Here is a 6,985-nt window from a genome sequence, read left to right as displayed (position 1 = left end):
CGGATGCTTCAGCGCCAGAATATCCCGAAAGCGCGCAAGGTTAATCTCGCCCGTCGTTGTCCGGTCCGCCACCACGTAGACGGTATTGGCCTGCGGCCACAGCGTTCTGGCCACCTTGATGTTTTCGGCAAAGTCGCCGCGCTCAATCACCCCCGTCACCCCGGACTGCCCCCGAAGCATACCGCGCGAGAATCCGTTCACCCCGCAAAAGACAATGGGCGCATCGGGAAAAAGCTCCCGCCGGTACTGCAAGGCAAATTCTAGGGCGATATTGTCCGATGTCAGCACCACATCAAACCGTGTTTTGCGGTACTTGCGCTGATAGGCCGCAAACAGCGCGTGCTGGTAGGCAGGCGTGCTGTCGCGCTTGGCATCCATATATTCCACGGCGATATCAACATCGGCGTAATCGCCCAGCACAGCCTGATATCCGCGCTGGATATTGTCGGTCCACACCGAAGGGTGGTAGGAGTGTAGGGTCAGAACATTCCGCCGGGCGACGGGCTCCTGCGCAGCGCTGGAGGTGGCGCACAACAGCGCGCCGCAGGCGACCAGCCCCAAAACAAACAGCCCAAATGGAACACGCGCCACGCGCAACGTGTTTGGATTCATGGATTACAGCCTCCACAGCGAGCACAACGCCGGCTAACGACAGACACGTCAAATTGACACAAGAATCGATACATACACGCTATCGCAAAGCCGATAATTCGACAACACTCCAAGCCGTTAACAGCGTTGCCATCAGGGTGTCTCTGGGATACAGACTGTCGCCGCAGCGGCCAGCACAGCAGGCGACCAAACCGCATCATCCGAGGGAAGGTCATGCTCCAAGGCCAACAAGGTACCCCGTTTCAGCGTGTCCGGCGCAACATCGCCCGCGCCTCCCACGCCCTGCAGAAAGAGGACTACACAAAGGCTATTGCCGCCGCCAAAACAGCGTTCCAAACCGTGCCCAAGTGCCGCAACCTCTACGGGCAGCAAAAAATTGAGCTCAAGTTCATGCTGGAGGACTTTTGCGGCACATTCAGCACCAACCCCGGCATTCTGGACATTCTGGCCAAGATGCACATGCGCGTCAGGCCGTACATCAAGTACGACGGCAACCCGGCCCTTATCGTCAACCGGCTGGATATTCTGCAAACGCGCATCGAAGACCTGGAGCGCGAAAAGGAAGAGCAAACCCGCGCCGCCATGGACCAAAAGCGGCAGGAATATCTGGCGCACGCCGAGGAATACTTCCGCACCGGGGAAACCCCGCGCGCCAAGTCCTACCTGCGGCGGGTGGTGGATGAATACGGCGACACCCCCGGCGTCATCACCGATGTGGGCAAACGCATGCTGGACGCCGAACTGTTTGTGGAGGCCGCAGAGGTGCTGGAGGAAAGCCGCGCCCGCTTCCCCGGCGACGCCGCCGCCTATCAGCACTGCGTCAACGCCTATCTGGGCATGCAGGAGTACTCCAAGGCGGAAACCGTCTACAAGGACGCCCTGCGCCAATTCGGCAACCATCCCCGCACGCTGCTAAACCTGAGCAAGCTCTACCTTGCATGGCGCAAGCGCGACGACGCCTACGAGTACGCCCGCCGCGCCCTGGAGGCCGACCCGGGACTGGACGAAGCGCGTAAAATTATGGAAAAGACCGAGTAACCAAACCCATACCACCATCACCAAATCAGCAGGATACACGACGCCTATGGACCTGAAAGCAAGCATCGCCCGCGCGTGGCGCACCGCACGTGACGACGAACGAGACATGGTAGTCGGCAAAGAAGGCGACAGCGGTTGGATTATCCTGCCGCTGGAGGATTCGCGCTCCGACATGATGCGCCCCAGCATCATCGTAACGCCAAACGGCCTGCGCTATCCCGAGGACCACGACAGGGTGGCGGAATTCGTCGCGCAGGGGGAGTAGCCCGCGCCACGTCCCATCACCCCCACACCATCTTTGCAGCACATGAAAAAGGCCGGTTCCCCCGGCCTTTTTCATGACATACGTAAAAAATCCGCTCCTACTCCTGCGAAATGGCCTCCGCAGGACAGGAATCAATGGCTTCTTCCACACATTCCTCCGTGCTGTCTGGCTTGATGACGATGGCCTTCTCTCCTTCATCATCCATCTTGAAGACATTAGGACAGATTTCTACGCAAGACTCACAACCCATGCATGCTTCTTCATCGATGACAACAGCCATATGCAATGCCTCCATATGTTTGGAATAGACGTTCCTTCTTCTTACAATCTTCTCCAAACATTTGACCAGTAAAATTTGAAAGACACAGCCCATTTCACCCTGCACGCTCAATTGCGCCTGCTACGCGCCACTTTTGCGGGGGGCGTACTGCGCGCTGTGCACGCATGCGCACTTCCCGCATCCGCAACTGACCGCCTTGGTTTAACAAACCCTCTTGACAGGTTATTTCCCGCCTCATACGATGTCCCATCCATCTGTGTTAAGCGGCGGCGAAAATGTCCTTTTTCCATTGTATAAACAGGCAGTTACAATGCACATTCTTCTGGTTGAGGACGAATGCATCACACGCGAAAGCGCGCGGCTTACCCTTGAAGACGAGGGCCATGCCGTCACGGCCGTGGAAAATGGCATGCTGGCCCTTGAGGCTGCCCACGCCGCGGTCTTTGATGTCATCCTTATGGACATCAAGATGCCCGTCATGGACGGCATAGAGGCCGCCACCCACATCCGCCGGGACGCTGGCGAGGACTACTGTCCGCCCATCATCGCCGTCACCGCCTTTGCGCGGCACGACATCAGCAGGCAGAACAAAGCAGGCTTTGCAGGGTACCTCATCAAACCCTACACAAAATACGACCTCATCCACGCCGTCCAGACCTCCGCCCCAGTCAACGACTGTCCGCCCGCGGCAGCCCCGCACTCCCTCTGTACCGATTCTGAATAGCCCCCTTTCGCCCCCTGCCGTCTTCGCCTCCGAAAGCAACCGACACCCTTTCGCAACACACAACGCATGCGGCCCACCCGTAGCGCGCTTTTTCCCCGGCGGGCGGGCTGTGTGCCATCTGCGCACCGCCCTCTTCCCTGCGCGCCGGGGCTAAAGCTCCCCGCGCAATTGCCGATAGAGCAGATAAGGCGTTGTTTTCGTCTTGCAAACGGGGAGGGACGAGCATGTCCAATTTCAGCATCAGCAACGCGGCATCCAAGATGGCGCGGCAGACCTTTGGCGCACAAGTTGTTTCCAAAACGCTGGACTACATGAACCAATCCGGGTCCTCCTCCCCCAACCCTCTCGCCCCCGTGGACAAGACGACCTTCGGGGCACAGGTCGTCACCAAGACCCTCGACTTCATGAACGCAAAGCCCTTTGGCGGAGGAAGCAACTCGGACTATGACTTCCAAAAGGATGTCCTGCAGGCGGCAACCGTCGGCAAGGGCACTGTCTTCAATACCAACACCTAGTCCGACGCACACCGGATGAAAAGAACGCCCCATCATGAGCACCCCGCCACGGCGGGGTGTTCGTCGTATTTACAACAATCGCATGACGTTATACGACAAGCGAGCATCGATACACTGCATCACAGCGGAGGCCCCATGACCAAGCACCTTGCCCTGTCCCTCGCCCTTGCGGGCACCCTGCTGCTCGCCGCATGCGGCGGCCAGCACTACACCCACCCCAAAGGCGAACGAAACCTGAACGTCGATTTGGAAAACTGCCGCTGGGACGCCGCCCACGAGCAGGCCGAAGACGGCAGCTGGCACCAATCCGAAAGAACGGCTGAAGAGCAGGACGCCTTTGTCCGCCGCTGCATGAAGGCCAAGGGCTACACCCTCTCAAGCGACTAGCCCCCCACAAAACACAAACGCTTCCCGCCCATACGGACGGAAAGCGTCATTAACAGAAAAGGGCAAGCCCCACAGGCCGCCCCGTACCGCCGGCACCCAGCAGGTCCGGCGGGATGGTGCCCCGCGCACAGCGGCCGGGACTATTCGTCGTCGCCGTCGAGGTCCAGCAGACCACGCTCGCCAACAAAGGAAACAAAGCGCACAAGCGCCGTCTCGCCATCGGCAAACACGTCGGCAATGTCGTCAGCGGCGGCCTCGCTATAGGTGTTGCGCACAAAGTCCTTAATGCCAAGGGCAATGGCCATCTGCGCCAACTGCTCGTACTTCGGATTCTCGGTAATGAGCGAATACAGCCCACCTTCAAGCTGCTCCAGAAGCTGATCCTTGCTCAACTCCTCCAGCGGCAGTCCCTGTTCCGTTCCCATGCCTCACTCCTTGCTGTGGGTCTGACTTGTCCACGCGGTCCCGACGACCTGCCGTGAACGCACCCTAGCACGAAGTTGCCCAAGGCCCAAAGCCTGTTTTTTCAACAGGATGGAGCATAGCGTCGCCGCTGAATTCCACCGGAAGAACGTAGCACACCACCTTGCCTATGCCGCGAAAGACGCAGTGCGGCCCTTCGGGCTACAGCGCCCCATGCCGGTGCAGTGGCGCAAGCATCTCCGGGCGCGCCCGAAGCAGAAAGGACACAGTCAGGGCCGCGATAACCCCCTCAACACCGGCCACAGGCAGGTGCGCCACAAGAATCATCTGCGCGACCGGAAGCAGCGCGTCGCCGGACAGGGCAAGGGCCACGGCCACCAGCACGCCAGCGCCCAGCACTGCCGTCCCGCCGCACAAAAACGCCGCAACACGGCACCCGCCCGGGCGCGTCACAAAGCGCCGGAACACGTAATGCGCCAGCACCGCAGGCGCGGCCATGGTGAAGGTATTGACCCCAAGGGTGGTAATGCCGCCGTACTGGAACAGCACAGCCTGAAGCGTCAGCCCCACAAGGATGGCAGGAAAAGCCGCCCAGCCCAAAAAAAGCCCCAGCAGGCCATTCAGGACAAGGTGCGCGCTGGATGGCCCCACCGGCACATGCACCAGCGAGGCAACAAAAAAGAATGCGGAAAGTATGGCCACGCGCATCAGCCTGTCATAATCCACAGCGCGCAGGCCAAGCGCCGTACCAAGGGTCGTCAGTGCCGCGCCGCCAAGCAGAACCGGGGCCGTCAGCACGCCTTCGGAAATATGCATACATCCTCCCTGATGGTTCCCACCGGATTACACGAACCCTTGGCACGTGTCACGCGTCGATGCGGCGGGGGCGGAATTCGTCAATCAATTTATGGGTGTTGACTCCACCGCTGGGGCTCTGACGCAAAAGTGTTTCTGCGGAGCGGATTTTTAGCGCCACGCGCCTCTGTACCGCCTCTGGTAAAAGGAAAGGATTCATGCATGGTTGCACTTGCACGGAGTAACCGCTTGCTGATATTGTGTGCGGGATTTCCGTTTCTTTGTCTGTTTTATGACGCATTCACCTTTTATGGTACAGAACGGAGGTTTACATGTCGCGCACAGCTGTTCTTTTCATGGGCATTCTCGCCCTTGTGGGCCTGTGTTTCGCCCCGGCCTTTGCCGGGATGGAAGCCCCGCAGGACCCCATCACCCTCATGGTGCCTGATGGCGAAAAAGCCACCAAGCCGCCGGTGGTCTTTCCCCATGCCAACCACGGCGACCTGGAGTGTACAGCCTGCCACCACACGTGGGACGGCTCTTCCGACATCATGAAGTGTAAAAGCTCGGGCTGCCATGACCTGTACCCGGACAAGAAAGGCGAGCAGTCCTACTACCGGTCCTATCATGCCAGCACCGAGCGCAGCTGCCTCGGCTGTCACCGCATCAAGCGCAAGGCCAAGGAACCCTACGGCCCCACCAGCTGTAAGCAGTGCCACGCCGAGTAGCTCCGCGTAACGCCACGTATCCGCATCCGGGGACGCGCAAGCGCCGCTCCCCGGATGCGCTTTTTTCCACTCCCGGACGCGCCGGAGTTTTCCAAGCACGCGGAGTATGCTAGACAGAAACAAGACGCCCACGACCAACACACAAGCAGGCCAACGTCTGGCCACGCACTGGCAACCCCGGAGGAACACCCCTCATGCCGACGTCCAAGAAAAGCGGCAAGCGTCTGGATACCAAGATTCCCACTCTCGGTCCGGCAAAAATACCGTCCAACATGCCCTACTGCCGGTTCACGGACGACTCCGCCACCACGGAAATCAACATCGCGCAGGATTTGGACCACGGCACCGCGCCCAACCAAATTCTCAAGCTGGAGCTCGCCGGCCCGCGCGAGCACACCTATTTCGACCCTTCCAAGACCAAATGCGCCATCGTCACCTGCGGCGGACTGTGCCCGGGGATTAACGACGTTATCCGCGCCATCGTCATGGAGGCGCACCACAACTACCGCGTGGCCGCAACCCTCGGCATCCGCTACGGCCTTGAGGGCTTCATCCCCAAGTACGGCCACCCCATCGAGGAACTCACCCCCGAGTCCGTCTCGGACATCCACATGTTTGGCGGCACCATGCTCGGCTCCTCACGCGGGCCGCAGCCGCCGGAGGAAATTGTGGACGCGCTGGAGCGCATGAATATTTCCGTCCTCTTCCTCATCGGTGGGGACGGCACCATGCACGCCGCCGAAAGCATCCTTGAGGAAGTAACGCGCCGTAAACTCAAAATCTCCATCATCGGCATCCCCAAGACCATCGATAACGACATCAACTTCGTCTATCAGTCCTTTGGGTTCGACACCGCCGTCGAGGCCGCAACCCTCGCCATCGACTGCGCCCACACCGAGGCGACCGGCGCCTACAATGGCGTCGGCATGGTCAAGCTCATGGGACGCGAGTCCGGCTTTATCGCCGCGCAGGCCACCCTGGCCCTCAAGGTCGTCAATTTCGTCCTCGTCCCCGAAGCCCCCTTCCCGCTGGAAGGCGAAGGCGGCCTTTTGGACGCCCTTGAAAAACGCCTTGAAAAGCGCGGACATGCCGTCATTGTCGTGGCCGAAGGCGCAGGGCAGGACCTGTGCGAAACCTCCGGCGATACCGACGCCTCCGGCAACCCCATCCTTGGCGAAATCTGCACCATTCTGCGCAACCGCATTGGTGAGCACTTCA

General features: G+C 59.9%; 10 protein-coding genes and 1 pseudogene. 7 read left to right on the top strand and 4 right to left on the bottom strand.

Translation table 11 applies throughout. From position 1 onward, the window contains the following. A pseudogene (locus tag ACY69P_RS12435) lies at positions 1–612 on the bottom strand (hypothetical protein); the annotation flags it as partial. A gap of 213 nt (positions 613–825) precedes the next feature. On the opposite strand from ACY69P_RS12435, the gene ACY69P_RS12430 reads away from it, so the two are divergent. Together ACY69P_RS12430 and ACY69P_RS12425 are read left to right on the top strand one after the other, a co-directional pair. Continuing rightward, positions 826–1,650: a tetratricopeptide repeat protein gene (locus ACY69P_RS12430; RefSeq protein WP_462327697.1), complete on the top strand. Its 825-nt coding sequence runs from the start codon at positions 826–828 to the stop codon at positions 1,648–1,650. Positions 1,651–1,696: 46 nt separating this feature from the next. Continuing rightward, positions 1,697–1,915: a hypothetical protein gene (locus ACY69P_RS12425; RefSeq protein WP_404843087.1), complete on the top strand. Its 219-nt coding sequence runs from the start codon at positions 1,697–1,699 to the stop codon at positions 1,913–1,915. 97 nt (positions 1,916–2,012) lie between these two features. Here ACY69P_RS12425 and ACY69P_RS12420 read toward each other — a convergent pair whose 3' ends face one another. Next, on the bottom strand, positions 2,013–2,195 hold the full coding sequence (locus ACY69P_RS12420) for a ferredoxin (RefSeq protein ID WP_459901533.1): 183 nt from the start codon (positions 2,193–2,195) through the stop codon (positions 2,013–2,015). 310 nt (positions 2,196–2,505) lie between these two features. Between ACY69P_RS12420 and ACY69P_RS12415 the strand changes: the two genes are divergently transcribed. The 3 genes from ACY69P_RS12415 (at position 2,506) to ACY69P_RS12405 (ending at position 3,821) form a co-directional block, all read left to right on the top strand. Next, positions 2,506–2,919, top strand: a complete 414-nt coding sequence (locus ACY69P_RS12415) for a response regulator (RefSeq protein WP_459901532.1) — start codon at positions 2,506–2,508, stop codon at positions 2,917–2,919. A 224-nt stretch (positions 2,920–3,143) separates the two neighbouring features. Next, positions 3,144–3,434 (top strand): hypothetical protein, encoded by a 291-nt coding sequence (locus ACY69P_RS12410; protein ID WP_404843090.1) that lies wholly within the window; start codon positions 3,144–3,146, stop codon positions 3,432–3,434. Positions 3,435–3,569: 135 nt separating this feature from the next. After that, the gene (locus ACY69P_RS12405) at positions 3,570–3,821 is read left to right on the top strand and encodes a hypothetical protein (RefSeq protein ID WP_462327696.1); all 252 of its coding nucleotides are present in this window, start codon (positions 3,570–3,572) and stop codon (positions 3,819–3,821) included. Between the two features lie 140 nt (positions 3,822–3,961). On the opposite strand, the gene ACY69P_RS12400 is transcribed toward ACY69P_RS12405, so the two are convergent. Beyond that, a complete protein-coding gene (locus ACY69P_RS12400) occupies positions 3,962–4,246 on the bottom strand; it encodes a hypothetical protein (protein WP_459901529.1) in 285 nt (94 codons plus the stop codon). 199 nt (positions 4,247–4,445) lie between these two features. Then, positions 4,446–5,060 carry a cobalt transporter CbiM gene (gene cbiM, locus ACY69P_RS12395; RefSeq protein ID WP_404843093.1) on the bottom strand — a complete coding sequence of 205 codons (615 nt, stop codon included), beginning with the start codon at positions 5,058–5,060 and terminating at the stop codon, positions 4,446–4,448. A 311-nt stretch (positions 5,061–5,371) separates the two neighbouring features. Here cbiM and ACY69P_RS12390 point away from each other — a divergent pair, with 311 nt between their 5' ends. Beyond that, a complete protein-coding gene (locus ACY69P_RS12390; protein ID WP_459901527.1) occupies positions 5,372–5,767 on the top strand; it encodes a cytochrome c3 family protein in 396 nt (131 codons plus the stop codon). A gap of 194 nt (positions 5,768–5,961) precedes the next feature. Next, positions 5,962–6,985, top strand: a 1,024-nt coding sequence (locus tag ACY69P_RS12385; protein ID WP_462327695.1) for an ATP-dependent 6-phosphofructokinase, incomplete at its 3' end; no start/stop codon positions are given.

The sequence above is a fragment of the Desulfobaculum sp. genome (genome assembly GCF_054921475.1).
The sequence above is the reverse complement of the archived record's forward strand: the minus strand, read 5'-3'. Positions and strand labels throughout refer to the sequence as shown.

Bases quoted from the DNA above. Each gene is read 5' to 3' on its own strand.
- ACY69P_RS12400 (WP_459901529.1), bottom strand. From the start codon at position 4,246: ATGGGAACGGAACAGGGACTGCCGCTGGAGGAGTTGAGCAAGGATCAG.
- ACY69P_RS12420 (WP_459901533.1), bottom strand. From the start codon at position 2,195: ATGGCTGTTGTCATCGATGAAGAAGCATGCATGGGTTGTGAGTCTTGC.
- cbiM (WP_404843093.1), bottom strand. From the start codon at position 5,060: ATGCATATTTCCGAAGGCGTGCTGACGGCCCCGGTTCTGCTTGGCGGC.
- ACY69P_RS12425 (WP_404843087.1), top strand. From the start codon at position 1,697: ATGGACCTGAAAGCAAGCATCGCCCGCGCGTGGCGCACCGCACGTGAC.
- ACY69P_RS12410 (WP_404843090.1), top strand. From the start codon at position 3,144: ATGTCCAATTTCAGCATCAGCAACGCGGCATCCAAGATGGCGCGGCAG.
- ACY69P_RS12430 (WP_462327697.1), top strand. From the start codon at position 826: ATGCTCCAAGGCCAACAAGGTACCCCGTTTCAGCGTGTCCGGCGCAAC.
- ACY69P_RS12390 (WP_459901527.1), top strand. From the start codon at position 5,372: ATGTCGCGCACAGCTGTTCTTTTCATGGGCATTCTCGCCCTTGTGGGC.
- ACY69P_RS12415 (WP_459901532.1), top strand. From the start codon at position 2,506: ATGCACATTCTTCTGGTTGAGGACGAATGCATCACACGCGAAAGCGCG.
- ACY69P_RS12405 (WP_462327696.1), top strand. From the start codon at position 3,570: ATGACCAAGCACCTTGCCCTGTCCCTCGCCCTTGCGGGCACCCTGCTG.